At 69.5% G+C, this 25,351-nt stretch carries 17 protein-coding genes and 1 pseudogene; 8 read left to right on the forward strand and 10 right to left on the reverse strand.

Translation table 11 applies throughout. The features are described from left to right. Positions 1-15 precede the first annotated feature (15 nt). Positions 16-5,727: an excinuclease ABC subunit UvrA gene (uvrA, locus tag ACWH49_RS07135; protein WP_448170825.1), complete on the reverse strand. Its 5,712-nt coding sequence runs from the start codon at positions 5,725-5,727 to the stop codon at positions 16-18. A 154-nt stretch (positions 5,728-5,881) separates the two neighbouring features. On the opposite strand from uvrA, the gene ACWH49_RS07140 reads away from it, so the two are divergent. Both ACWH49_RS07140 and ACWH49_RS07145 read left to right on the forward strand, forming a co-directional pair. Continuing rightward, positions 5,882-7,942, forward strand: a complete 2,061-nt coding sequence (locus ACWH49_RS07140; RefSeq protein ID WP_448170826.1) for an ATP-binding protein — start codon at positions 5,882-5,884, stop codon at positions 7,940-7,942. Positions 7,943-8,149: 207 nt separating this feature from the next. Then, a pseudogene (locus tag ACWH49_RS07145) lies at positions 8,150-8,212 on the forward strand (hypothetical protein); the annotation flags it as partial. Positions 8,213-8,248: 36 nt separating this feature from the next. On the opposite strand, the gene ACWH49_RS07150 reads toward ACWH49_RS07145, so the two are convergent. The 8 genes from ACWH49_RS07150 to ACWH49_RS07185 all read right to left on the reverse strand — a co-directional run bounded on the left by ACWH49_RS07150 (position 8,249) and on the right by ACWH49_RS07185 (position 17,984). Continuing rightward, the gene (locus ACWH49_RS07150; RefSeq protein ID WP_448170827.1) at positions 8,249-9,088 is read right to left on the reverse strand and encodes an alpha/beta fold hydrolase; all 840 of its coding nucleotides are present in this window, start codon (positions 9,086-9,088) and stop codon (positions 8,249-8,251) included. After that, positions 9,085-10,161 (reverse strand): branched-chain amino acid ABC transporter permease, encoded by a 1,077-nt coding sequence (locus ACWH49_RS07155; RefSeq protein ID WP_448170828.1) that lies wholly within the window; start codon positions 10,159-10,161, stop codon positions 9,085-9,087. The genes ACWH49_RS07150 and ACWH49_RS07155 overlap by 4 nt, the downstream gene beginning before the upstream one ends. Before the next feature lie 8 nt (positions 10,162-10,169). Beyond that, positions 10,170-11,201, reverse strand: a complete 1,032-nt coding sequence (locus ACWH49_RS07160) for a branched-chain amino acid ABC transporter permease (RefSeq protein ID WP_448170829.1) — start codon at positions 11,199-11,201, stop codon at positions 10,170-10,172. After that, entirely contained in the window at positions 11,198-11,941 is a 744-nt protein-coding gene (locus ACWH49_RS07165; protein WP_448170830.1) for an ABC transporter ATP-binding protein, read from the reverse strand. The genes ACWH49_RS07160 and ACWH49_RS07165 overlap by 4 nt, the downstream gene beginning before the upstream one ends. Continuing rightward, the gene (locus ACWH49_RS07170; RefSeq protein ID WP_448170831.1) at positions 11,938-12,696 is read right to left on the reverse strand and encodes an ABC transporter ATP-binding protein; all 759 of its coding nucleotides are present in this window, start codon (positions 12,694-12,696) and stop codon (positions 11,938-11,940) included. The genes ACWH49_RS07165 and ACWH49_RS07170 overlap by 4 nt, the downstream gene beginning before the upstream one ends. A 97-nt stretch (positions 12,697-12,793) precedes the next feature. After that, on the reverse strand, positions 12,794-14,002 hold the full coding sequence (locus tag ACWH49_RS07175) for a substrate-binding domain-containing protein (RefSeq protein ID WP_448170832.1): 1,209 nt from the start codon (positions 14,000-14,002) through the stop codon (positions 12,794-12,796). A 200-nt stretch (positions 14,003-14,202) separates the two neighbouring features. Further along, complete coding sequence (locus ACWH49_RS07180; protein WP_448170833.1) at positions 14,203-16,485, reverse strand: TonB-dependent receptor plug domain-containing protein; 2,283 nt, start codon at positions 16,483-16,485, stop codon at positions 14,203-14,205. Beyond that, positions 16,482-17,984: a sigma-54 interaction domain-containing protein gene (locus ACWH49_RS07185; RefSeq protein ID WP_448170834.1), complete on the reverse strand. Its 1,503-nt coding sequence runs from the start codon at positions 17,982-17,984 to the stop codon at positions 16,482-16,484. Before ACWH49_RS07185 ends, ACWH49_RS07180 begins: the two co-directional genes overlap by 4 nt. Before the next feature lie 89 nt (positions 17,985-18,073). On the opposite strand from ACWH49_RS07185, the gene ACWH49_RS07190 reads away from it, so the two are divergent. The 6 genes from ACWH49_RS07190 to ACWH49_RS07215 all read left to right on the forward strand — a co-directional run bounded on the left by ACWH49_RS07190 (position 18,074) and on the right by ACWH49_RS07215 (position 23,637). Then, positions 18,074-18,766 (forward strand): GntR family transcriptional regulator, encoded by a 693-nt coding sequence (locus ACWH49_RS07190; protein WP_448170835.1) that lies wholly within the window; start codon positions 18,074-18,076, stop codon positions 18,764-18,766. Further along, on the forward strand, positions 18,759-20,057 hold the full coding sequence (locus ACWH49_RS07195) for a malonyl-CoA decarboxylase (protein WP_448170836.1): 1,299 nt from the start codon (positions 18,759-18,761) through the stop codon (positions 20,055-20,057). The genes ACWH49_RS07190 and ACWH49_RS07195 overlap by 8 nt, the downstream gene beginning before the upstream one ends. 67 nt (positions 20,058-20,124) lie before the next feature. Next, positions 20,125-21,129: a Bug family tripartite tricarboxylate transporter substrate binding protein gene (locus ACWH49_RS07200; RefSeq protein WP_448170837.1), complete on the forward strand. Its 1,005-nt coding sequence runs from the start codon at positions 20,125-20,127 to the stop codon at positions 21,127-21,129. Continuing rightward, complete coding sequence (locus ACWH49_RS07205) at positions 21,126-21,914, forward strand: enoyl-CoA hydratase/isomerase family protein (RefSeq protein ID WP_448170838.1); 789 nt, start codon at positions 21,126-21,128, stop codon at positions 21,912-21,914. Before ACWH49_RS07200 ends, ACWH49_RS07205 begins: the two co-directional genes overlap by 4 nt. Next, positions 21,911-23,443, forward strand: coding sequence for a malonate--CoA ligase (locus ACWH49_RS07210; RefSeq protein WP_448170839.1), 1,533 nt, complete (start codon positions 21,911-21,913; stop codon positions 23,441-23,443). The genes ACWH49_RS07205 and ACWH49_RS07210 overlap by 4 nt, the downstream gene beginning before the upstream one ends. Beyond that, positions 23,440-23,637, forward strand: a complete 198-nt coding sequence (locus ACWH49_RS07215; protein ID WP_448170840.1) for a cysteine-rich CWC family protein — start codon at positions 23,440-23,442, stop codon at positions 23,635-23,637. Before ACWH49_RS07210 ends, ACWH49_RS07215 begins: the two co-directional genes overlap by 4 nt. 38 nt (positions 23,638-23,675) lie before the next feature. Here the strand turns inward: ACWH49_RS07215 and ACWH49_RS07220 are convergent, their stop codons facing one another. Beyond that, positions 23,676-25,334, reverse strand: coding sequence for an MFS transporter (locus ACWH49_RS07220; RefSeq protein WP_448170841.1), 1,659 nt, complete (start codon positions 25,332-25,334; stop codon positions 23,676-23,678). Between the last annotated feature and the right edge of the window lie 17 nt (positions 25,335-25,351).

Consider the following 25,351-nt stretch of genomic DNA (forward strand, 5'->3'; position numbering starts at 1 on the left):
CCGCTCCAACCGCCCTCACCCCCTCGCCAGCACCGGCCGCAACGCGGTCCCGGTGTGGCTGCGTGGATTCGCGACCAGCACATCCGGCGTGCTCTCGCCGACCACGGCTCCGCCCTTCACGCCGCCCTCGGGCCCGAGGTCGATGACCCAGTCGGCTTCGGCGATCACGTCGAGGTCGTGCTCGATCACGACGACGCTGTGGCCGCCGTCGACCAGGCGGTGCAGCACCCGGATCAGGCGCTCGACGTCGGCCATGTGCAGGCCGACTGTCGGCTCGTCGAGGACGTACAGCGTGTGCGGCGCCTTGTTGCCGCGGCGGGTCACGTCGTCGCGCACCTTGCTCAATTCGGTGACGAGCTTGATGCGCTGCGCCTCGCCGCCGCTGAGCGTGGGTGACGGCTGGCCGAGCGTGAGGTAGCCCAGGCCCACGTCCTTCAGCAGCTGCAGCGGGTGGGAGATGTTGGGCATGCTGGCGAAGAACTCGACTGCCTCGTCGACCTCCATCGTCAGCACGTCGCCGATGCTCTTGCCGCGCCAGCTGACCGCCAGCGTCTCGGCGTTGAAACGAGCGCCGTGGCACACGTCGCACGGCACCTTCACGTCGGGCAGGAAGCTCATCTCGATCGTCTTCATGCCCTGGCCTTCGCAGCCGGGGCAGCGGCCTTCGCCGGTGTTGAAGCTGAAGCGCGCCGGCGCGTAGCCGCGCGCGCGGGCTTCGAGCGTGTCGGCGAAGAGCTTGCGGATCGTGTCCCAGAAGCCGATGTAGGTGGCCGGGCAGGAGCGCGGGGTCTTGCCGATCGGCGTCTGGTCGACCTCGAGCACGCGGTCGATGTAGCCCCAGCCGTCGATGCCCGCGCAGCCCTGCCAGTTCGGCTTGCCGCCCTTGCTGTTGATGAACTGCAGGTTCGCGAGCAGCACGTCGCGCGCGAGCGTGGACTTGCCGGAGCCGCTGACGCCGGTGACCGCGACGAGCCGCTTGAGCGGCAGGTCGACGGTCACGTCCTGCAGGTTGTGCAGCGTCGCGCCCTTGATCGTCAGCAGGCGGTTGGCCTCGCTCTCCTTGCGGACGGTCGCGGCCGTCACCGGCTCGATGAACCTGCGCGCCTGCAGCGGGTGGATCAGCGGGTTCGCGAGGAAGCGGCCGGTCACCGAGTCGGGGTGGCTGCTGATCTCGCTCGCGCTGCCTTCGGCGACCAGATTGCCGCCGCGCTTGCCGGCGCCTGGGCCGATGTCGATGATGTGGTCGGCGCGGCGGATCGTGTCCTCGTCGTGCTCGACGACGACCAGCGTGTTGCCCTTGTCGCTCAAGGTCTGCAGCGCGTTCAGCAGCACCTGGTTGTCGCGCGGGTGCAGGCCGATCGTCGGCTCGTCGAGCACGTAGCACACGCCCTGCAGGTTGCTGCCGAGCTGCGCGGCCAGGCGGATGCGCTGCGCCTCGCCGCCGCTCAGCGTGGGCGCGGCGCGGTCGAGCGTCAGGTAGCCGAGGCCGACTTCCTCGAGGAACTCGAGCCGGCTCTTGATCTCGCTGACCACGTCGCGCGCGATCTCCGCATCGCGCCCGGCCAGCTGCAGCGCCCCGACCCAGATGCGCGCATCGGCGACCGACCAGGAACCGATCGTCGTGATCGGCTCGCGCTCGAAGGTGACGAGGCGCGACGCCGGGTTCAGGCGCGTGCCGGCGCAATCCGGGCACGGCTCGTCGACGACGCCCTCGACCTCCTGCTCCTCCGACGGGAACGACTGCTCGCGCCCCTTGTTGTCGTCGTCGCGGATCGAATCGTCGTAGGCCTTGCGCTGCTCGCGGGTAAGCCGCAAGCCGGTGCCGACACAGGTCGTGCACCAGCCGTGCTTGCTGTTGTAGCTGAACATGCGCGGGTCGAGCTCGGGGTAGCTGGTGCCGCAGGTCGGGCAGGCGCGCTTGGTCGAGAAGACCTTGACCGTGCCGATCCGCGCGGTCGAGGTCTCGCTCGCCATCGCGCCGATCAGGCCGTCGAGCGGCGCGAGCAGGTGCATCACGCCCTTGCCGAGTTCGAGTGCGCTGGCGAGCAGGCCGCGCAGCGCCGCCTCGTTCGCCGGGTCGACGACGATGTCGCCGACCGGCAGTTCGAGGGTGTGTTCCTTGAAGCGGTCCAGCCGCGGCCAGGGGTCGACCTTCAGGAACTCGCCGTCGACCCGCAGGTGGGTGTGGCCGCGGCTCTTGGCCCATTTCGCGAGGTCGGTGTAGACACCCTTGCGCGCGACGACCAGCGGCGCGAGCAGGCCGACATGCTGCCCCTTGTGATCGCGCAGCAGCTGCGCCGCGATGCTCTCGGCGCTCTGCGGGCGGACCGGCGAGCCGTCCTTGACGCAGTGCTGGAGGCCGAGCTTCACGTACAGCAGCCGCAGGAAGTGCCAGACCTCGGTGGTGGTCGCGACCGTGCTCTTGCGCCCGCCGCGCGACAGGCGCTGCTCGATCGCGACGGTCGGCGGGATGCCGTAGACGGCGTCGACCTCCGGCCGTCCGGCCGGCTGCACGATGCTGCGCGCATAGGCGTTCAGCGATTCGAGGTAGCGGCGCTGGCCCTCGTTGAACAGGATGTCGAACGCGAGCGTGCTCTTGCCCGAGCCGGACACGCCGGTGACGACGCTGAACTTGCCGCGCGGAATGCTCACGTGGAGCGACTTGAGGTTGTGCTCGCGCGCGTTGACGATGCGGATGACTTCGTCGCTGGCCTTGCGCTCGTCGCGCGCCTGCTTGACCAGGTACTGCAGCGGCCGGCCTTCCTCCACCTGATGACCGCCCAGGCCCATCTGCACGTCGTAGTCGGCGAGCGCCTTGCCGGTGTGCGAGCTCGGATGTCGCTTCACCTCTTCCGGCGTGCCGGTGCAGACGATCTGGCCGCCGGCGTCGCCTCCCTCCGGGCCGAGGTCGATCAGCCAGTCGGACGCGCGGATCACGTCGAGGTTGTGCTCGATCACGATCAGCGAATGGCCGGCGTCGAGCAGCTTGCGGAACGAGCGCATCAGCTTCGCGATGTCGTCGAAGTGCAGCCCGGTCGTCGGCTCGTCGAACATGAACAGCGTGCCGCGCTTGGCGACCGCCTGGCGACTCGCGGTCTGCGACTGCGAGCTCTCGGCCAGGAAGCCGGCGAGCTTGAGCCGCTGCGCCTCGCCGCCCGACAGCGTGGGCACCGGCTGGCCGAGCTTCACGTACTCCAGGCCCACGTCGACGATCGGCTGCAGCACGCGCAGCACCTCGCGGTCGTCGCGGAACAGTTGCACGGCTTCGCTGACGGTGAGTTCGAGCACGTCGGCGATCGACAGCTCGCGGATCAGGTCGCCCGGCAGGCGCCGGTCGATCTTGATGTCGAGGAGCTCGGCGCGGTAGCGGCGGCCGTCGCAATCGGGGCAGCGCAGGTACACGTCGCTGAGGAACTGCATCTCGACATGCTCGAAGCCCGAGCCGCCGCAGGTCGGGCAGCGGCCGTCGCCCGCGTTGAAGCTGAACATGCCGGCGCCGTAGCCGCGCTGCTGCGCCAGCGGCGCCTGCGCGAACAGCTTGCGGATCTCGTCGAACGCGCCGACATAGCTGGCCGGATTGGAGCGCGCGGTCTTGCCGATCGGCGACTGGTCGACGAACACCGCATCGCTCAACCAGTCGGCGCCGAGCAGCAGGTCGTGCTCGCCCGGCGTCTCGGTGGCCTTGCCGAAGTGGCGGGCCAGCGCCGGCGCGAGCACGTCCTGCATCAGCGTGGACTTGCCGGAGCCCGAGACGCCGGTGACGCAGACCAGGTGCAGCAGCGGGAACTCGACCGTCACGTTCTTCAGGTTGTGGTCGCGCACGCCCTCGAGGATCAGCTTCGGCGTCTTCTCGCTCATCAGGCGCTTGATGCCCATGCCGACATGCTTGCGACCGCCGAGGTAGGCGCCGGTCTGCGTGTCGGCGTGGCGGATCGCCTCGGGCGTGCCGTCGAACACGATGCTGCCGCCGCGCTCGCCGGGGCCCGGGCCCATGTCGATCAGGCGGTCGGCGGCCAGCATCACCGCCGGGTCGTGCTCGACGACGACCAGCGTGTTGCCCGCGTCGCGCAGCCGGTGCATCGCCTCGATGATGCGGTTCATGTCGCGCGGGTGCAGGCCGATCGACGGCTCGTCGAGCACGAACATGGTGTTGACCAGCGAGGTGCCGAGCGCCGTCGTCAGGTTGATGCGCTGCACCTCGCCGCCGCTGAGCGTCCGGCTCTGGCGGTCGAGCGTCAGGTAGCCGATGCCGACATCGACGAGGTACTTCAGCCGCGTGCGGATCTCGTCCTGCAGCAGCTTCAGCGCGTCGTCGAGCATCGTGCTTGGCAGCGTGAGCTGGTCGAAGAAGCGGTGCAGGCGCTCGATCGGGATCAGCATCAGGTCGTGCACGGTCAGGCCGGGCAGCGCTTCGAGCTGCTCGCGCGACCAGCTCACGCCCGCCGGCATGAAGCGCTTCGCCGGCGCGAGCACCGCATCGGCGTCGTCCTTCGTGCCCAGGCGCCACAGCAGCGACTCGGTCTTCAAGCGCGCGCCGTGGCAGGTGCCGCACGGCGTGTAGGCGCGGTACTTCGACAAGAGCACGCGGATGTGCATCTTGTAGGCCTTCGACTCGAGGTACTCGAAGAAGCGCTTGACGCCGTACCACTGCTTGTTCCACTTGCCGTTCCAGTTCGGCGAGCCGTCGATGACCCAGTGGCGCTGCGCGTCGGTGAGTTGCGCCCACGCGGTGTCGCGCGGGATGCCGGCCTCGCCGGCGTACTGCATCAGGTCGTCCTGGTTCTCCTTCCAGGCCGGCGTCTGCAGCGTCTTGATCGCGCCCGAGCGCAGCGTCTTGCGGTGGTCGGGGATCACCAGGCCGTAGTCGACGCCGATCACGCGGCCGAAGCCGCGGCAGGTCTCGCACGCACCGTAGGCCGAATTGAAGCTGAACAGCGCGGGCTGCGGGTCGGCGTAGCGGATGTCGCTGTCGGGCGAGTGCAGGCCGGTCGAGAAACGCCACAGGTCGGGCTCGCCTGCTTCCTTGAGCGCATAGACGTTGACGCGGCCCGTCCCGCGCTTCAGCGCGGTCTCGATCGCCTCGATCGCACGGATCTTCTCGGTGCCCTGCAGGCGGAAGCGGTCGGCGACCACGTCGAGCAGCTTGCGCGGGCCGGTCGGCGAGGCGACCTCGCGCTCGGCCTGCACGCGCGTGAAACCGCTCGCGGCGAGCCACTGCTCGACCTCGAGCGCGCTGGTGCCGCCCGGCAGCTCGACCGGGAAGGTGACGACCAGGCGCGGATCGCCGGCCGCGGTGCGCTGCATCAGCTCGGCGTAGATCGTCTCGGGGGAATCGTGGCGCACCGGCAGCGCGGTCTGTTTGTCGAACAACTGAGCAGCGCGCGCGAACAGCAGCTTGAGGTGGTCATTCAGCTCGGTCATCGTGCCGACCGTCGAGCGCGAGCTGCGCACCGGGTTGGTCTGGTCGATCGCGATCGCGGGCGGCACGCCGTCGACCCGGTCGACCGCCGGCCGGTCCATGCGGTCGAGGAACTGGCGCGCGTACGCGCTGAAGGTCTCGACGTAGCGGCGCTGCCCTTCGGCATACAGCGTGTCGAACACCAGGCTCGACTTGCCCGAACCGCTCGGGCCGGTCACGACCGTCATCTCGCCGGTGCGAATGTCCAGATCGATGTTCTTGAGGTTGTGCTGGCGCGCACCGCGGATGCGGATCAGACCGGAACTCATGGGGGAACTGCTTTCCTGAGCGAGCCGGACATTCTAGGGACGGCCCTTCGACGGCGCCCGAACGCGACACAAAGACCCCGCCCGTTCACCCTACACTTGTTAACATTCTCGATTCGCCGAGTCGCCCCACCCTGCCATGCGTGACGATCCGCCCGTGTCCCACCCCGTCGACCCGCCGCAGCCTGCAGCGGCCGGCGTGCTCGATGCGGCGGCGCGCAACGACCGGCGCCTGTTCGAGAGCCTGAACGAAGGCATCTGGGAACGCGATCTGCGCACCGGCGAGGTCTGGTATTCGCCGCGCTACAAGGCGCTGCTCGGGTTTCGCGACGAGGAACTGGAAAACCTGATCGACGCGGTGCGCGGCCGGATCCACCCCGACGACCTCGACCGGGTGCGCGATGCGTACGCGATCGCCGAGAGCAGCGTCGGCGTCGGCGAGGCGCAGGCCCGCATCCAGGTCAAGGACGGCAGCTACCGCTGGTTCCGCGGGCGCTTCCGGGTCTGGCCCGACGCCGACGGGCAGCCGGCGAGGCTGGTCGGCGCGCTCTACGACGTGCACGACCAGGTGATCGCCACCGAGGCCCTGCAGGCCCAGCAGGCGGTGCTGGAGCAACGCGTGCTGGAACGCACCCAGCGGCTCGAGGCCGCGCTGCAGCTCGCCGACGGTCAGCGTCTCGAGGCCGAGCGCGCCAACCGCACCAAGGCCAGCTTCCTCGCCCACATGAGCCACGAGCTGCGCACCCCGCTGAACGGCGTGCTGGGCATGACGCAGCTCGCCCAGTCGCTGGCGCTGAACGCCGAGCAGCGCCGCCACCTCGAACTGGCCCAGCAGGCCGGGCAGACGCTTCTCGGCTTCCTCGACGACGTGCTGGACTTCGCACGCGGCGAGGCCGGCCGGCTGCAGCTGCGCGACACGCCGTTCGACCTCGCCGCGCTCGCCGCCGAGACCCTGCGCAGCTTCATGCCGAGCGTGCGCCGCAAGGGGCTGGACGTCGGCTTCGACTACATCGGCGAGATCACCGCGGTGCGCGGCGACGCCGCGCGCGTGCGCCAGATGATCAGCAACCTGCTGGGCAACGCGATCAAGTACACCGAGCGCGGTCACGTGCTGCTGATCGTCGCCGTCGACGCCGACACGGACCCGCAGCAATGCCGGGTGCGGCTGCGCGTGCGCGACACCGGCATCGGCATGGACGCGGACACCGCGGCGCGCGTGTTCGAGCCGTTCGAGCAGGGCGAGTCCGGCAGCGATCGCCGCCATGGCGGCTCCGGGCTCGGCCTGTCGGTCGTGCAGGTGCTTGCGCGGCTGATGGGCGGCGAGGTGTCGGTCCGCAGCCGACCGGGGCTGGGGTCGGAATTCCGTGTCGAGCTGCAGCTGGCGGCCGACACCGAGCAACCGCTGCGGGCGCTCGCCGCGACCACACCCCGGCGCGGTCACTCCTGGGTGCTGATGCGCGACGCCGGACTCGGGGCCGGTGCGAGCCAGCGGCTGGCGCGGCTGGGCGGGACCTCGCGCGTCCTCGACAGCGTGCCGGCCGCGATCGAAGCGCTCGCCCGCCGCGACGGGGCCCCGCCCGACTACGTCCTGATCGCCGAAGACGCGATCGGGCCGGACACCGACTTCGCGCAGCTGCGCCAGCACCTGCGCCCCGGGGTGCCGGTGACGCTGCTGCTGCGCCCCGACTTCGACCTGCGCACGGTGTACGCCGCAACCGAGCGCTGGGAGATGCGGATCTGCGTCGCCCCGCTGACGCCGGCGGACCTGCACGCGACGCGGCGCCAGGACCCCAAGCCGCCGGCGAGTGGGGTCGAGCCCTCGCTGCCGCCGGCGACCGATCGGCCGGCGAACGTGCTCGTCGTCGAGGACAACCTGTTGAACCAGATCATCGCGCGCGAAATGGTCGCCGCCCTCGGCCTGCGGCCGGCCGTCGTCGCCAGCGGCGAAGAGGCGATGCTGAGCTGCCGCAGCATGCCGCCGGACCTGGTGCTGATGGACATCCAGATGCCCGGCATGGACGGGCTCGAGACCACGCGCCGGCTGCGCGCGCTGCAGGCCCGCGGCGAGTTGCGAGCGTTCCCGATCATCGCGTTGACGGCCCACGCGATGGTCTCGGACCGCCAGGCCAGCCTCGAGGCCGGCATGGACGAGCACCTGACCAAGCCGGTGCAGCTCGAGCAACTGCGCAGCGTGCTGCGCCACTGGCTCGGCCACTGATACCCCCTGATGCGCTGCGGCGCCTGGCGCACGCCCTCGTGAGCTAATCACGATCGATACGCATCGGCGCGACAGCGCGTCGATGCGCACCCATCTGCGGGGTAGGCCGCGAGGAGCGCTGCTTCGTAGAGTCGCGCGGTCCCCGTCACTCACCCGGCCGCCGCGGAGGCCGCCTGCGCATCATGATTCCCCCTGCCGCCGCGCTCGGTGCGCTGGAGCGGCAGCCTGATCGTGCCGACCAGCGGCAAGTACAGCTTCCAGACCGCGAGCGACGACGGCGCCGCCAGCGGCGGCGCGCAAGCCGGTTCAGGCCGCGCCGAAGAACCGCTCGATCAGTGCGAACTGCTCAGGCGTGTTCAACGACGGCGCGTGGCCGCAGCCGGCGATCTCGACGACGACCGCGCGCGGCCCGCGCCGGCGCATCTGCTCGACGGTGGCGGGCAGCAGCAGGTCGGACTCGGCACCACGCAGGCACAGCACCGGGATGTCGAGTGAATCCCATTCGTCCCACAGCCCGTAGTCGTCGGCGTGGTGGGTGAACTGCATCACCATCGCCGGGTCGTAGTGCGGCGTGACGCGGCCATCGGGCAGGCGGCGGGTCGAGGTCTCGGTGAGGCGGCGCCACTGCGCATCGGTCATCGCGCCGTAGGGCTTGTAGACGGTGCGGAAGTAGGTCTCGAGCTCGGTCACGGTAGCGAACGCCGCCGGGTTGCCGGCATAGCTGCGGATGCGCTCGATCGCCGCGGCCGCGACCTCGGGGCCGCTGTCGTTCAGCACCAGCCGGCGGATGCGGCCGCGCAGCACACCGGCGGCGGCGTGCATGCCGATCGCCCCGCCCATCGAGGTGCCGAGCCAGTGCACGCGGTCCAGGCCCAGGCCGTCGAGCAGGCCGAGCGCGAGCTGGTCGTAGAACGCGAGGCAGTACTCCCGCTCCGGTGCCGGGCTCCACTGGCTCAGGCCGCGGCCGATCGTGTCGGGACAGATCACGCGGTAGCGGCGCGCCAGGTGCGCGGCGATGTCGTCCATGTCGCGGCCGGTGCGCGCCAGGCCGTGCCAGGCGATCACGGTCTCGGCGTTGCCGGCGCCCCACTCGGTGTAGTGAAGCTCGCGGCCGGCACAGCTGAGGTAGTTGGACGTGAAGCTCATCGCTTGCTCCCGGTGCGGCGCATCGCGCGCAGGCGCCCGACCACGCCGCTCGGGAAGTGGTAGACCGACAGCACGAACAGGATGCCGAGCCACAGCAGCCAGCGGTCCGGCGAGACCAGTTGCGCGACGATCGGGATGCCCTCGACGCTGGACGCGCCGAGCTTCATCAGGTCCTGCAGGTAGTTCTGCGCCAGCACCAGCAGCGCGCTGCCGATCACCGCGCCGTAGATCGTGCCCATGCCGCCGATCACGACGATCAGCAGCACGTCGAGCATGATCTCGAACGACAGCGTCGTGTCCGGCCCGTTGTAGCGCAGCCAGAGCGCGAGCAGCACGCCGGCGAGCGTCGCGAACAGCGCCGACAGCACCGACGCCAGCGTGCGGTAGACCACCGTGCGGTAACCGATCGCCTCGGCGCGGAAGTCGTTCTCGCGGATCGCCTGCAGCACCCGGCCGAACGGCGAATTGACGATGCGCAGCAGCATCAGCACCAGCGCCACCGCGGCGAAGAACAGCAGGTAGTAGGTGACGAAGCGGCCGTCGATCGACGCGCCGAGGAACGGCTCGGCGAGGTACTCGGTGCCGGGCTGCAGCGCCTCGGGCACCTTGAAGGTCAGCCCGTCCTCGCCGCCGGTGAATGCCGACAGCTGCGACGCCAGGCCGAGGAACGCCGACGCGACTGCGAGCGTGATCATCGCGAAGAAGATCGCCTTGACCCGCAGGCTGAACAGCCCGATCAGCAGCGACAGCACCAGCGAGATCACCAGCGCGCAGCCGACGCCGAGCGCCACCGCGCCCCAGGTGGCCCCTAGCGCGGTGCTGGCGATCGCCACGCCGTACGCGCCGATGCCGAAGAACATCGTGTGCGCGAAGCTGACGATGCCGGTGTAGCCGAGCAGCAGATCGAAGCTCGCGACCAGCACGATGAACACGATGATCTTGGCCGAGACGTTCAGCGCCTTCGTGCCGGGGAACAGGAACGGCGTCAGCGCCAGGCCGAGCACGATCACCGCGAGCAGGATCGCCAGCGCGCGGTTGCGCGGCAGGTCGTGGGAGAGGAGTCGATTGAACATGACGTGGATCAGCGGTTGGCGACGGGGTACAGCCCCTGCGGCCGCCACAGCAGGATCAGCACCATCAGCCCGATGTTCGAGAACATCGCGACCTTCGGCGCGAGGAAGCCGGTGTAGTTCGCCATCAGCCCGATCAGCAGCGCGCCGATGAAGCAGCCCATCGTCGAGCCCAGCCCGCCGATGATGATGACGATGAAGATCAGCACGTTCAGATGCGCGCCGATCTGCGGCGTGACGCCTTGCTGGTACAGCCCCCACAGCGCACCGCCCAGCCCGGCCAGCGCCGAGCCCGCGACGAACACGCCGACGAACAGGCGGCGGATGCGGTAGCCCAGGCTCTCGACCATCTCGCGGTCCTGCACGCCGGCGCGGATCAGCAGGCCGAGCTTGGTGCGATTCAGCGTGTAGAGCATCGCGAGCAGCACCACGGCGCCGATTCCCGTGGCGAGCAGGCGGTACTTCTCGACCGCGGCGTCGCCGAACAGCGTGATCACGCCGCGCAGCGCGTTGGGCATCTCGATCGGGATCGGCGTGGCGCCCCAGATCACCTTGATCAGCTCCTCGCCGATGATCATGCCGCCCATCGTGATCAGGATCTGCTTCAGGTGCTGGCCGTAGACCGGGCGCACCAGCACGCGCTCGAAGGCCCAGCCGACCGCGCCGGCGATCAGCATCGCGACCACCATCGTCGCGAACACCGGCACCAGGTTGCGCCACAGCTCGGGCGAGGTCGTCCAGCCGCTCATCGCGCCCAGCACGCTGGTGGCCAGGTAGGCGCCGAGCGCGATGAACACGCCGTGGCCGAAGTTCAGCACGTCCATCAGGCCGAACACCAGCGTCAGGCCCGACGCGATGATGAAGATGATCATTCCCATCGCCAGGCCGGCGACGGTCAGCGTGACCCAGGTGCTGGGCGAGCCGATCAGCGGCAGCGCGAGGAGCGCCAGCGCGGCCACCAGCGCGATCGGAATCCAGTCGAAGCCGGCCTTCGGAATGGCCGCCGCGGCTTGCGCGGGCGTGGCGAGGGTCGTGGTGCTCATTGGTGTGCGCCGAGCGAGAGCCCGAGGAATTTCTGCTGCAGCGATTCGTCTTCGGCCAGCTCGGCCATCGGCCCGGCGTGCACGACGCGGCCGTCGTCCATCACCGCGACGCGGTCGCCGAGCGCCTTCGCCACTGCGAAGTTCTGCTCGACCAGCAGCACCGTGGTCTTCGTGCTCTTGAGCTCGCGCAGCGCGGCGATCAGGTTCTGCACGATCGCGGGCGCCAGGCCCTTGCTCGGCTCGTCGATCAGCAGCAGGCGCTGCTCCTCGACCATCGCGCGGGCGATCGCGAGCATCTGCTTCTGGCCGCCCGAGAGCTTGCCGGCCGGGTAGAGCCAGAACTTCTTCAGCGCCGGGAACAGGCCGAACAGCCACTCCAGCCGAGCCGTGTCCATCTGCTCGACGCTGCGTGCCTTGCGCGCCGCGAGCAGCAGGTTCTCGCGCACCGTCAGGTCGCCGAAGATGCCCATGTTCTCGGGCACGTAGGCGATGCCGAGTTGGGCGATGTCCGGCGTGGCGCGCTGGCCGGCCTTTCCGCCGATGGGTTGGTCGTCGAAGCGCACCTCCCCCTGCGACGTGGCCCACAGGCCCATGATCGTGCGCAGCGTCGTCGTCTTGCCGGCGCCATTGCGGCCGAGCAGCATCGTGACCTGGCCCGCCGGCACCGTGAGGTCCACGCCGTGCAGGATGTGGTACGCGCCGATGTGCGTGTGCACGCCTTTCAGCGACAGCAGGCTCACGCCGCCTCCGCTTCCGGCGCGATGCCGAGGTAGGCCTGCTGCACGATCGGCGAGGCGATGACCGCGGCGGGCTCGCCGTCGGCGACCAGCTGGCCGTTGTGCAGCACGATGATCCGGTCGGCGAGTTCACGCACCACGTCCATCTTGTGCTCGACCAGCAGGATGGTCTTGTTCGCTTCCTTCTTCAGCGCGCGGATCAGGTCGAGGATCACCGGCACGTCGTCGACGCTCATGCCGGCCGTCGGTTCGTCGAACATGTAGACGCTGGGCTCCAGCGCCATCAGCATCGCGACCTCGAGCTTGCGCTGGTCGCCGTGCGGCAGGCTGCTGGCGGCGGCATCGGCACGGTCGGCCAGCTTGACGCGCGTGACGAGTTCCATCGCGCGGTCCAGCGTTGCACGTTGATCGAGCCACACCGACCACAGGTTCAGCCCCTGCTTGCGGCGCGACTGCACCGCCAGCCGCACGTTCTCCAGCACCGACAGGCCCGGGAACAGCTGCGTCAGCTGGAACGCGCGGCCGAGGCCGCGGTGCGTGCGCGCCGAGGCGGCTTCCTCGGTGATGTCGACACCGCCGAGCAGCACCTTGCCCTCGCTCGCCGGCAGCTGCCCGGAGATCAGGTTGAAGTAGGTCGTCTTGCCGGCGCCGTTCGGCCCGACGATCGCCGTCAGCGTGCCCGGCTTGAACGCGCAACTGACGTGATCGACGGCGACATGGCCGCCAAAGCGGATGGTGAGTTCAGTGGTCTCGAGCACGGCAGAGCGCGGCCAGTTCGTGTTTCTGACTGGACCCCCCCCGGAGGGGGCCCGGGGGAGCGGTGCCCTGAACGGCGTGCCGCCGAAACGAGCGCGTTCAGCGCTTGTTTCGAATCGGAACGTCCATTTCCTCGGGCTTGATCTCGCGCACCAGTTCAGGCACGCCCCACGCGAACGCCGGGTCGACCTTGATCTTGAAGTGGTACATGCTCTGCATCGCCTGGTGATCTTCCTTGCGGAAGGTCATCTTTCCCTTGGGCGATTCGAAGCTCATGCCTTCCATCGTCTTGATCAGCTTGTCGGTGTTGGTGTCACCGGCGGTCTTCTTCAGCGCCTCGACCAGCGCGATGCCGGCGCTCATGCCGCCCGCGGTGAAGAAATCCGGCGGGGTCTTGTAGGTCTTGTAGTGGTTCGCGACCAGCCACTCGTTGACCGGGTTCTTCGGGATGCCGAAGTAGTAGTAGGTCGCGCCTTCCATGCCCGGGAACTGCTTGTACGAGACCATCGCCGGCATGATGTTGCCGCCGGTCGCGATCTCGATGTTGTAGCGCTTCAGGTCGAGGTCGGCGATCTTGAACGGATTGCCGGCGCCGGCCCAGATGATCCAGATCACCTTGCGGCCGGGCTGGTCCTTGAGCTTGTCGATCAGGCGCTGCGCACCGGCAGTGAAGTCGGTGGTGTTCGCGGGCAGGTATTCCTCGTGGACGATCTTGGCCTTCTTGATCGCGTCCTTGAAGGCCTTGACGCCGTCGCGGCCGAACGCATAGTCCTGCGCCAGCGTCGCGATGCTGGTGCCGGCCTTGTCCTGCGCCACGGCGTTGCTGATCGCGTCCTGCGAGCTGTTGCGGCCGGTGCGGAAGATGTACTTGTTCCACTTGTCGCCGGTGATCGAGTCGGCCACGGCCGGCTCGACCAGCAGGATCTTCTTGTACTCCTCGGCCACCGGCAGCAGCGCCAGCGCGACGCCCGACGAGCTCGGGCCGACCGCGATGTCGGCCTTGTCGTCGCCGTAGGCAGTGGCGAGCAGGCTCTTGCCCACGTCCGGCTTGCCCTGGTCGTCCTTCTCGATCACGACGATCTTCTTGCCGGCGACGGTCATCGTGCCGCCGGTCGCGTACTCGAGGCCGAGCATCAGGCCGGTCTGGGTCTGCTTGCCGTAGGCCTCCAGCGGGCCGGACTTGCTGTAGACGTGGGCGATGCGGATCTCGTTGGACTGCGCGAACGCGAGCGGCGAAGCCACCAGCGCGGCGGCAACGCAGAGGGCACCGAGCGCGGCGCGGCGCGGGGTCGAGGGCTGGAACGGCATGGGTTTGTCTCCTGACGAAGTGTCGTGGCGTGGGCCTTCGTCGCAAACGCTGTGCCACGACGCACCGACTTAGTGCAAACCCTGACCTTGCAGGGCGATGATCGCGTAGCGTCGAGAAGATTCGGTCGCGCGACTGTCCGAACTTCGGACAAACTGGCACACTTAACGACTGACTTTCGGACACTGTCCGAATATCCGGCTCACACCTTGATCTCGAGCCGCACCTGCAAGTTCAGATAGGTCGGCGCCGCGTTGACGGTTGTTTCGCGGATCGGCACCCCCGTGAACGGATCGGTCCCGTCGACGCTGCCGCCGGTCAGATACTCGCGCGGGTTGAGGTTGCTGGCCGTCACCCGCAGCTGCAGCGTCGGGCTGAAGACCCACACGCCGTACGCGTCGACCACCACCTTGCGCCCCTGGTAGGCCGTCTGGATCTCGCTGACGCGGGTGTCGTACGCCGGCGTCCAGTTCAGGTTGCCGCCCAGCGTCAGCGGCCAGCCCGGCACGCGGTAGTCGGCGCCGAGGTTCGCGGTGTAGCCCGGCTGCTGGTCGAGTCGGTTGTCGGGGCCCGGCACCGCGTTGACACGCGAGCGAAACACGCTGGCGTTGGCACGCAGGTCGAGCCGGGGCGCGCCGGCGACCAGTTCGCTGAGGCGGAACCTGGCTTCCAGCTCGAGGCCCTGCGTCACCGCGTCGCCGATGTTCTGCGGGCGCGACACGTAGCGCGGCTGGCCTGGCGACCACGCGACATCCTCCAGCGCCGTCTGGCTGCGCATGTAGTTGCGGATCTGACGCCGGAACACGTTCGCGCTGAACAGCCCGCCGCCCGGCAGATAGCGCTCGATCGCGATGTCGACGCCGGTCGCGAGTTCGGGCCGCAGGTCCGGGTTGCCGGCGCGGTCGGGCTGGGTCGGCGTGTTCGGGCCGGGCGCCGGGTAGCGCGTATTGAGGCTGGGGCGGCCGATCAGGTTCTGCAGCGTCGGCGAGCGGTAGCTCCGCGTCAGGCTGAAACGCACCTGGTCGCGGCTCTCCGGCTCGGGCTTCCAGACGGCGTGGAACAGCGGCGTCCAGACGCTGCTGCGGTTGGTCTGCTCGACGCTGCCGCCGTTCTGGTCGATCAGGCCGCTGGCGCCGCGGGTCGTGATGCCCTCCCAGCGCAGTCCCGCATGCACGGCCCATTGCGGCGTCAGGTTCCACTCGTCCTGCCCGTACACGGCGAACCGGGTCGACGCCGCGCTGACGTTGTCGCCGAAGTTCGCGAGCAGCGTCGGGTCGTTGGTGGTGCGGGTCTCGCGGCGGCGGTTGGCCTCGCCCTCGGCGCCGGCGACGAGGCTGTGGTCGCCGGCCAGCGTGCGGATGAACTTGCCGGCGACGAGCGCATTGCGGTCCACGGTATCGCCGCGGTCGTCGAGCGTGCGGCTGAGGGCGCCGCCGGTGAATTCGTCGCGCAGGCTGTGCGTGAGGCTGCGGCCCTGGCCGGCGCCGAACTTCCATTCCAGCCGACCGCCGGCATCGAGCCGGTGGTTCCACTGGCCGCTCAGGCGCAGCAGCGTGAAGCTGCCGTCGCCGTCGGTGCGGCTGGTGTCGTAGGGCACCGGCTGCGTGCCGACCGTCTGCGTCAGCGTGCCTTCGCGCAGCGTGCTGCCGCGGCCGTGGATCAGCAGCGGCATCAGCGTCACCGTGTCGATGCCCAGCTCGCCGCGCCACTGCAGTCGACCGGTCGCGTGCAGGCCGGCGCGCTTGTCGCGCACGCGGCCGACATCGCGCTGCGCCAGCGTGACACTGTCGTCGAGCAGGCTGCGGTCGACGGTAGTCGAGGTGCTGCCGCTCTCGCGGTCGGTCGAGAACGCGCTCAGCGCGTAGTTCACGATGAACGGGCCGACGGGCTCGTTGCGCGTCCACGAGACGCTCGGTTGCAGCCGCCCGTTCTCGAGCGCGGCGCTCAGCCGCACGTCGTTGATGTGCTTGTTGAAGCCCTCGCGCGTGATGATGTTGATCGTGCCCGCGATCGCGCGCGCACCGGTCTCGGCCGTCGGCGCACGCAGGATCTCGATGCGCTCGATCTGCTCCGGCGTGAGCGAATCGAGCGAGAAACCCGGCGGGATGCGCTGCCCGTCGAGCAGGATCTGCGTGTAGCCGTTGCCCAGGCCGCGCATGCGGATGTTGCCGCCGCGCCCGGGGCGGCCCTGCATCGTCACGCCCGGCAGGCGCTTGAGCACGTCGCCGAGGTTGCTGTCGCCGTAGCGCTCGATCTCCTCGCGGCCGATCACGATCTTCGCGGCGGTCGACTGGCGACGCTCCTCGGTGTCCGACGCGCGCGTCGAGGTGATCTCGACGCGCTGGAGTTGCGCCGGCGCCGAAGCCCCCGATGCCGGCGCGGCCGGCGGCGTCTGCGCGTGCGACACCCCGCTCGCCACGAGTGCCAGCACGAACGCGAACGCGAGCCGGGCGCAGCGCGCCGCGTGACGCGGACCGCGGCTCACGCGGTGCCGTCGCGCTGCGCCAGCGCGAGCTTCTCGTAAAGCGTCGCGCGCGAGATGCCGAGCAGCCGCGAGGCGGCGAGCTTGTTGCCGCCGGTCGCCCGCATCGCCTCGCGGATCGCGCGGCTTTCGAGCTCGGCGACGGCCTGCGAGAGCGGCCTGACGGCGATGTCGAAGGCCGCCGGCTCGTCGGCCGCGGACCCGGCCGGGCGGCTGGCCGGCGCCGGCGGCGCACGCTGCGCGTCGCTCGCCAGCGATTCGAAGTGCGCGGCCGTCAGCAGCAGGTCGTCGGTCATCAGGCTGGCCTGCTCGAGGGCGTTGCGCAGCTCGCGGATGTTGCCCGGCCAGCGCTGCCGGCCGAGCAGGTCCAGCGCGTCGGCCGACAGCGTCTTGTGCGGCAGGCCGCTGCGCCGCGCGATGTCCTCGGAGAGCGAATCGACCAGCGCCTCCAGGTCGCCGAGCCGCTCGCGCAGCGCCGGCAGGCGGATCGGCAGCACGTTGAGCCGGTAGTACAGGTCGGCGCGGAACGTGCCTGCCGCCACCATCGCCGGCAGGTCGCGGCTGGTCGCCGCGATGATGCGCACGTCGATGCGCTGCACCGTGTTGCTGCCGAGCGGCTCGACCTCCTGCTCCTGCAGCACGCGCAGCAGCTTGCTCTGCAGCGCGAGCGGCATGTCGCCGATCTCGTCGAGCAGCAGCGTGCCGCCATCCGCCAGCTTGAACTTGCCGTCCCGGCCCTTGCGCTCGGCGCCGGTGTACGCGCCGGGCGCGACGCCGAAGAACTCCGCTTCGAGCAGCGTCTCCGGCACCGCGGCGATGTTGACCGCGATGAACGGCCTGGCGGCGCGCCGGCTCGCGGCGTGGATGCCGTGCGCGAGCAGTTCCTTGCCGGTGCCGGTCTCGCCGAGCAGCAGCACCGTGCTGTCGGTCTGCGCGACACGGCGCGCCTGGCGCTTGACCTCGACCGCCGCGGCGCTCGCGCCGACGAAGCTCGCGATCGTGTGCTTCGGACGGCGCTGCTGCGTCAGGTGGGCGGCGAGCTCCTGGCGCGCCGACGCGAGCTCGCGCTCCAGCTGCGCGAACTTGGCGGTCAGCGGGCGCATCGTCGTCTCGGGGTGGTCGAGCAGCACCATGCCGATCGCGCCAATCACCGCGCCGTCGGCATCGCGCAGCGGCAGCCGGCTGACCAGGAAGGTGCCGGCCTTGTTGGTCAGCAGGTCCACCAGCATCGCCTGCCCGGTGTCGACGACCTGCGCCATCAGCGTGTTGGGCACGACGTCCTCGACCCGGCGGCCGACGAAATCCGCCTCCTCGCGTTCGAGCGCCGGCAGGAACTGCTTGTAGCCCTCGCTGATCCAGACGATGCGGTGCGCGCGGTCGATCACGAACATGCCCATCGCGGCGCTGGCCAGCGTGTCGAACATGCTTTGCGCGGCGAGCTTCAGCAGCCCGTCCGCATCGGCCGGCAGCGCTGACGTGCGAGGGGGCGTCGGGTCGGGCATCACCCGGCAGTGTAGGCGGCCGCCTGCCGCGGCCGACTCGGCGCTTTCACGCAATGGTAATTATGAATTATTGATTGTATATTTTGACGATGGTCATGCCCACCCCGCTGCGCCCTGGGTCGCTGCACGAGGAAGTCGCCACCCGGCTGCGCACGATGGTGTTCGAGCGCCAGCTGGCGCCCGGCGAATGGATCGACGAACTCGCGCTGGCGCGCGACTGGCAGATCAGCCGCACGCCGCTGCGCGAGGCGCTGAAGGTGCTCGCGGCCGAAGGCCTGGTGACGCCGGTGCCGCGCCAGGGCTGCAAGGTCACCGAGTTGTCCGAGCACGACGCGGACGACCTGTTCCCGGTGATGGCTCTGCTCGAAGGTCGTTGCGCCTTCGAGGCGGTGCGCAAGGCCTCGCCGGCCGACGTCAAGGCGCTGCGCAAGCTGCACGAGGTGCTGGAACGCCACGCCGCCACCGGCAACGTCGACGGCTACTACCGCGCCAACCACGAGTTCCACACGCGGGTGCAGGCGCTGGCCGACAACCGCTGGCTCGACCGCGCGACCAACGACCTGCGCCGCTTCCTGCGGATGCTGCGCGGCCGGCAGCTGAACTGGCCGGGCCGCATCCAGGCATCGATCAACGAGCACCGGGTGCTGATGGACGCGATCGAGCACGGCGACGCCGCCCGCGCCGAACGGGTGATGCACGATCACCTGCTGGCGCAACTCGTTGCGCTGAAGGCGTTGCGTGCGCACGAGCAGGCGCAAGCCGCGGGAGGCGCCCGTGCTTGAAGAACTCCGCAACGCGGCGCGCCGCGTGCAGGGCGAGCGCGGCCTGCGCGACCTGCTGACCCACTGCCGGCAACTGCTGACCGAGCGCGGCGAAGCCAACAGCGTGGCGATCGCGCGCGACGTGGTGGCGCGCTTCGCTGCCCTGCCCGACGATCAGCAGACCGTGTTCTTCGAGCGCCTGTCGCGCGATTTCAGCCCCGACCCGGCCACCGTGCTGCAGAGCGCGCAGGCCTATGCCCGGGAGCCGAACGCGCCGAACCTGCTGCGCCTGATCCGCAATGCCGAGCCGCCGCGCCAGGAGCTGCTGCGGCGCATCAACCGCACGCCGGGTGGCACCTCCAGCATCGTCGCGATGCGGCGCGCGCTGCTCGCCCGCATCAAGAAGCAGCCGGCGCTGGAGGCGGTCGAGGCCGACTTCCTGCACCTGCTGTCGAGCTGGTTCAATCCCGGCTTCCTGCAGATGCAGCGGGTCGACTGGAACTCGCCGGCGCAGTTGCTGGAACAGATCATCCGCCACGAGGCGGTGCACCAGATCGACGGCTGGGACGACCTGCGGCGCCGCCTGCAACCCGACCGCCGCTGCTTCGCGTTCTTCCACCCGCAGCTGCCGAACGAGCCGCTGATCTTCGTCGAGGTGGCGCTGCTGCCGGAGATGCCGAACGCGATCGCACCGCTGATCGACAAGGCCTCGGCGCCGCTGCCGGCCAAGCAGTTCAAGGTCGCGGCGTTCTACTCGATCAGCAACTGCCAGCCGGGGCTGAAGGGCGTGTCGCTCGGCAACTTCCTGATCAAGCGCGTGGCCGAGGAGCTGCAGCGCGAGTTGCCGCAGCTGCGCACCTTCTGCACGCTGTCGCCGATCCCCGGCTTCGCGGCCTGGCTGCGCGCCGGCGCGCCGTGCGCGGGCCTGACCAAGCCGCGCGCCGAACGGCTGGCGCAGACGCTCGCCGCGCTCGGCACCGCCGGCATCGGCGATCTGGCGGCGCTCGGGAATGCCGAGGCCTTGCGTGCGATGAATCCCGAGACGACCCAGCTGCTGCTGCGCCTGTGCGCCTTCTACCTCGGCCAGCACTCGACCGCGCCGGGCGGCGACCCGGTCGCGCGCTTCCACCTCGACAACGGCGCGCGGCTCGAACGGCTGAACGCGCTCGGCGACCTGTCGCCCAAGGGCTGCAAACAATCGTTGGGCCTGATGGTCAACTATCTCTACGATCTCGACAAAGTCGAAGTGCACCACGAGAAGTTCACGCAAGGCGAAGTGGCGCAATCCCGGGCACTGGCATCGCTGCTGTGACCGGCGGGCGCCGAAGACGACGGTCCGCCACGCGCGAACCGCATCCACCACCGACGGAGACAACCGCATGAGTTCAGACATCAACGCGACCGGCATCACGCGACGCCGCCTTCTGCAGACGGCAGCCGGCTCGGCCGTGCTCGCCGCGCCGTTCGCCCGCGCGCAGGGGGCCTGGCCGACCAAGCCGGTGACCATCGTCGTGCCGTTCCCGAGCGGCGGCGGCACCGACGCGTTCGCCCGCCCGCTGAGCGCGCAACTGACCAAGAGCCTGGGCAAGCAGGTGATCATCGACAACCGCGGCGGCGCCGGCGGCACCGTCGGTGCCGCGATCGCGTCGAAGGCCGCGCCCGACGGCTACACCTTCTTCATGGGCGCGGTGCACCACGCGATCGCGCCGTCGATGTACCCGAAGCTCGAATACAACCTCGAGACCGATTTCATCCCGGTCGGCTTGGTCTCGAGCGTGCCGCAGGTGATCGTCGTGAACCCGCAGCGGGTGCCGGTCGCCGACCTGAAGGGCCTGCTCGCCTACCTGCGCGCCAACCCGGGCAAGCTGAACTACGCATCGGCCGGCAACGGCACCTCGCACCACCTCGCCGCCGAGCTGTTCAAGCTGCAGACCAAGACCTTCATCACCCACATCCCGTACCGCGGCGCGGGGCCGGCGCTGTCCGACCTGATCGCCGGCCAGGTCGACATGATGTTCGACGGCCTGGGCTCGTCGGCCACCCACATCAAGGGCGGGCGCATCAAGGCGCTGGCGGTCGCGTCGCCGAAGCGCGCGCCCGGCTTTCCCGATGTGCCGACCTCGGCCGAGGGCGGCGTGCCGAGCTACCAGGTCGCGACCTGGTACGGCCTGTGGGCACCGAAGGGCACGCCCAAGGAGATCATCGAGCACATGCAGGCCGAGATGCGCAAGGCCTTCGCGACACCCGAGCTGCAATCGGCCTGGAACGGCCTGGGCACCGACATGCCCAACCTGTACGGCGACGCGTTCGGCCGCTTCGTCACCAGCGAGACCAAGCGCTGGGCCGAGGTCGTGAAGGCGTCCGGCGCGAAGATGGACGGATGAGCGGAAACGTTCTCTTCCAGGCCGCAGGAGACGACGGCGTCGCTCGCGTGCGGCTCGACCATCCCGGCAAGCTGAACGCGATCGACATCGCGATGTGGGGCGAGCTGCAGCACGGGTTCGCGGCGCTGCAGGCGCTCCCGGTCGAGGCGGCGCCGCGGGCGGTGATCGTCGCTGGCGCGGGCGGGCAGTTCGCGTCGGGCGGCGACATCGTCGAGTTCGCGACCTTCCGTTTCGACGAGACGCGGCTGCACGACTTCCACGAGCAGGTCGTCGCGCCCGCGCTGCACGCGATGCTGGCCTGCGACATCCCGCTGTTCGCGCAGATCGACGGCGCCTGCATCGGCGGCGGCTTCGAGATCGCGGCCTGCTGCGACATCCGCGTCTGCGGCGAGTCCAGTCGCTTCGGCGCGCCGATCGCCAAGCTCGGCTTCCCGATGGCGCCGGGCGAGCTCGAACTGCTGGCGCGCGTCGCCGGCCCGGCCGTGCTGCGCGAGATGCTGCTCGAGGCGCGGCTGTTCGACGCGGCGCGCGCGCTGCAGCTCGGCCTGGTGCACAGCGTGGTCGCCGATGCCGAAGTCGGTGCGCAGACGCTGCTGCGCGCCCGTCATGCCGCCGCGCTGTCCCCGCAGGCGGCGCGCATCAACAAGCGCACGCTGCGCCAGCTCGCCAACGGGGGCCCGACGCCACCTGAGCGCCGCGCACACTTCGACTACGCTGCCAGCGCCGAACACCGCGAAGGCGTGACCGCCTTCATCGAGAAACGCCCTCCCTGCTTCCGACCATGAACCAGAACCTCTTCAGCGCGCTGCGCGCCGGCTTCCCCGCGGACCTCGACAGCATCGCGATCGAAACGGCCGACGACGCGGCACTGCGCTACAGCTGGCGCGACCTCGACCGCGGCACCGCGATGCTCGCGAACCTGCTCGGCTCGCTCGACCTGCCGGCCGGCAGCCGCGTCGCGGTGCAGACCGAGAAGTCGGTCGAGGCGCTGATGCTCTACCTCGCGGTGCTGCGCGCCGGCCTGGTCTACCTGCCGCTGAACACGGCCTACCAGCGCGACGAGATCGGCTACTTCATCGGCAATGCCGAGCCCGCCGTCGTGGTCTGCGCGCCGAAGAACTTCGGCTGGGTCAGCCGCATCGCGTTCGCGGCCGGCACCGCGCACGTCTTCACGCTCGGCGACGACCGCAGCGGCAGCCTGCTGCAACGCGCCGCCGTGCACAGCGACGTCCACGCGCCCGTGGCGCGCGGCGCCGACGAGCTCGCCGCGATCCTCTACACCAGCGGCACGACCGGGCGCAGCAAGGGCGCGATGCTGACCCACGGCAACCTGCTCAGCAACGCGCAGGTGCTGAAGACCTACTGGGGCTGGAGAGAAGGCGACGTGCTGATCCACGCGCTGCCGATCTTCCATGTGCACGGCCTGTTCGTCGCCTCGCACGGCGCGCTGCTGAACGGCAGCAAAATGATCTGGCTCAACAAGTTCGAGCCGAAGACCGTGGTCGCCCACCTGCCCGAGGCGACCGTGTTCATGGGCGTGCCGACGCTGTACACGCGCCTGCTCGCCGAGCCCGGCCTGAACCGCGCCGCGTGCAGCCACATGCGGTTGTTCATCAGCGGCTCGGCGCCGCTGTTGCTCGAAACGTTCAACCTGTTCCGCGAGCGCACGGGCCACACCATCCTCGAGCGTTACGGCATGAGCGAGACCGCGATGCTGACCTCGAACCCGTACCACGCGGCCGACGGCGAGCGCCGCGGCGGCACGGTCGGCTTCCCGCTGCCCGGCGTGGGTGTGCGCGTGGTCGACGACGCCGGCGCACCGTGCCCGACCGGTGAGATCGGCCACATGCAGGTCCGCGGCCCGAACGTGTTCAAGGGTTACTGGCGCATGCCGGAGAAGACCGCGGAGGAGTTCACCGCCGACGGCTGGTTCAAGACCGGCGACGTCGGCAGGATCGACGAGCGCGGCTACGTGACGATCGTCGGCCGCAGCAAGGACCTGATCATCAGCGGCGGCTTCAACGTCTACCCGGCCGAGATCGAGAGCACGCTGAACGACATGGCCGGCGTCGGCGAGAGCGCGGTGATCGGCGTGCCGCACCCCGATTTCGGCGAGGCCGTGGTCGCGGTCGTCGTGCCGCGGCCCGGCAGCACGCCGGACGCCGCCGCGCTGATCGCCGAGCTCAAGGCCAAGATCGCGAACTTCAAGGTGCCCAAGCGCGTGTTCGTCGTCGACGAATTGCCGCGCAACGCGATGGGCAAGGTCCAGAAGAACCTGCTGCGCGACGCGCACAAGGGGTTGTTCGCGACGTGAACGAGACCGACCGCTGCCCGCGCTGCGGCGGCGCGTTCCACTGCGGCGTCGACGATGCGCAGCCATGTGTCTGCACGAACGTGCAGCTCGACGCGCCGACCCTCGCCGCGCTGCGCGAGCGGTACGCGGGCTGCCTGTGCATGCGCTGCCTCGCGGAACTCGGGACTCCAAAAGAAGAAGCCGGCCCGGTCTGACGACCGGGCCGGCTTTCAGGCGATCGATCGCGCCGCGATCAATCGTGCTTGTAGATGTCCACGTCCTTGGTCTCGCGGATGAACAGCATGCCCACCACGAAGGTGATGCTGGCGAAGATGATCGGGTACCAGAGGCCGTTGTACATGTTGCCGGTCTGCGCGACGATCGCCAGGCCGGTCGCCGGCAGCAGGCCGCCGAACCAGCCATTGCCGATGTGATACGGCAGGCTCATCGAGGTGTAGCGGATGCGCGTCGGGAACATCTCGACCAGCATCGCCGCGATCGGGCCGTAGACCATCGTCACGTAGATCACCAGCAGCGTCAGGATCGCCACCATCATCGGCTTGTTCATCTTCGCCGGGTCGGCCTTGGTCGGGTAGCCGTGTTCCTTCAGCGCCGCGGAAACGGCCGCCTTGAACGCGGTGTCCTTGGCCTTCGCGTCGGGACCCGTGGCCGCGTACGACTCGATCGTCTTGTCGCCGATCGTGATCTTCGCCGGGCCGGTGCCCGCCACGTTGTCGTAGCTCACCGAACTGGCGGCCAGCACCTGCTTGGCGACGTCGCACGAGCTGGTGAACTTGACCACGCCGGTCGGGTTGAACTGGAACGAGCACTCGTTCGGGTCAGCCGTGACGGTCACCTTCGAGGCGGCCTGGGCCTTCGCGAGATCGGGGTTGGCCGCCTCGGTCAGCGCCTTGAACAGCGGGAAGTAGGTGAGCGCCGCGATCAGGCAGCCGGCCATGATGATCGGCTTGCGGCCGATCTTGTCCGAGAGCCAGCCGAAGAAGATGAAGAACGGCGTGCCGATGGCGAGCGCGATCGCGATCATGATGTTCGCGGTCGCGTTGTCGACCTTCAGCGGCCCGGTCAGGAAGAACAGCGCGTAGAACTGGCCGGTGTACCAGACCACCGCCTGGCCCATCGTCAGACCGACCAGCGCCAGGATCACGATCTTCAGGTTCTTCCACTCGCCGAACGATTCGGTCAGCGGCGCCTTCGAGGTCTTGCCCTCTTCCTTCATCTTCTTGAAGGCCGGCGATTCGTTCATCGACAGGCGGATCCACACGCTGATCGCGAGCAGCACCACCGACACCAGGAACGGCACGCGCCAGCCCCAGTCGGCGAACGCCGCCTCGCCGATCATCGTGCGGGTGCCCAGGATGACGATCAGCGACAGGAACAGCCCCGCGGTGGCCGTCGTCTGAATCCAGGACGTGAACAGCCCGCGCTTGCCCTGCGGTGCGTGCTCGGCCACGTAGGTGGCGGCACCGCCGTACTCGCCGCCGAGCGCCAGGCCCTGCAGCATGCGCAGCAGGATCAGGATGATCGGCGCAGCCACGCCGATGGAGGCGTAGTTGGGCAGGATGCCGACGATGAAGGTCGACAGGCCCATGATCAGGATCGTCACCAGGAAGGTGTACTTGCGGCCGATCATGTCGCCGAGGCGGCCGAAGAACAGCGCGCCGAACGGCCGCACGATGAAGCCGGCGGCGAACGCGAGTAGCGAGAAGATGGTCTGCGAGGTCGGGTCGAGGTTCGAGAAGAACTGCCGCCCGATGATCACGGCGAGCGTGCCGTAGAGGTAGAAGTCATACCACTCGAATACCGTGCCCAGACTGGAAGCGAAGATGACCTTCTTCTCTTCCTTCGTCATGGGCTGACCGACCTTTGAGCCGGCTGCCGCTGTGGTTGCCATATCGACGTCTCCTGTTA

Source organism: Rhizobacter fulvus (assembly GCF_964020785.1).

What these genes read in the sequence shown, in the direction of transcription:
- ACWH49_RS07155 (WP_448170828.1), bottom strand. Translation starts at nt 10,161, where the DNA reads ATGTTCAATCGACTCCTCTCCCACGACCTGCCGCGCAACCGCGCGCTG.
- uvrA (WP_448170825.1), bottom strand. Translation starts at nt 5,727, where the DNA reads ATGAGTTCCGGTCTGATCCGCATCCGCGGTGCGCGCCAGCACAACCTC.
- ACWH49_RS07200 (WP_448170837.1), top strand. Translation starts at nt 20,125, where the DNA reads ATGAGTTCAGACATCAACGCGACCGGCATCACGCGACGCCGCCTTCTG.
- ACWH49_RS07190 (WP_448170835.1), top strand. Translation starts at nt 18,074, where the DNA reads ATGGTCATGCCCACCCCGCTGCGCCCTGGGTCGCTGCACGAGGAAGTC.
- ACWH49_RS07205 (WP_448170838.1), top strand. Translation starts at nt 21,126, where the DNA reads ATGAGCGGAAACGTTCTCTTCCAGGCCGCAGGAGACGACGGCGTCGCT.
- ACWH49_RS07160 (WP_448170829.1), bottom strand. Translation starts at nt 11,201, where the DNA reads ATGAGCACCACGACCCTCGCCACGCCCGCGCAAGCCGCGGCGGCCATT.
- ACWH49_RS07150 (WP_448170827.1), bottom strand. Translation starts at nt 9,088, where the DNA reads ATGAGCTTCACGTCCAACTACCTCAGCTGTGCCGGCCGCGAGCTTCAC.
- ACWH49_RS07175 (WP_448170832.1), bottom strand. Translation starts at nt 14,002, where the DNA reads ATGCCGTTCCAGCCCTCGACCCCGCGCCGCGCCGCGCTCGGTGCCCTC.
- ACWH49_RS07220 (WP_448170841.1), bottom strand. Translation starts at nt 25,334, where the DNA reads ATGGCAACCACAGCGGCAGCCGGCTCAAAGGTCGGTCAGCCCATGACG.
- ACWH49_RS07210 (WP_448170839.1), top strand. Translation starts at nt 21,911, where the DNA reads ATGAACCAGAACCTCTTCAGCGCGCTGCGCGCCGGCTTCCCCGCGGAC.
- ACWH49_RS07185 (WP_448170834.1), bottom strand. Translation starts at nt 17,984, where the DNA reads ATGCCCGACCCGACGCCCCCTCGCACGTCAGCGCTGCCGGCCGATGCG.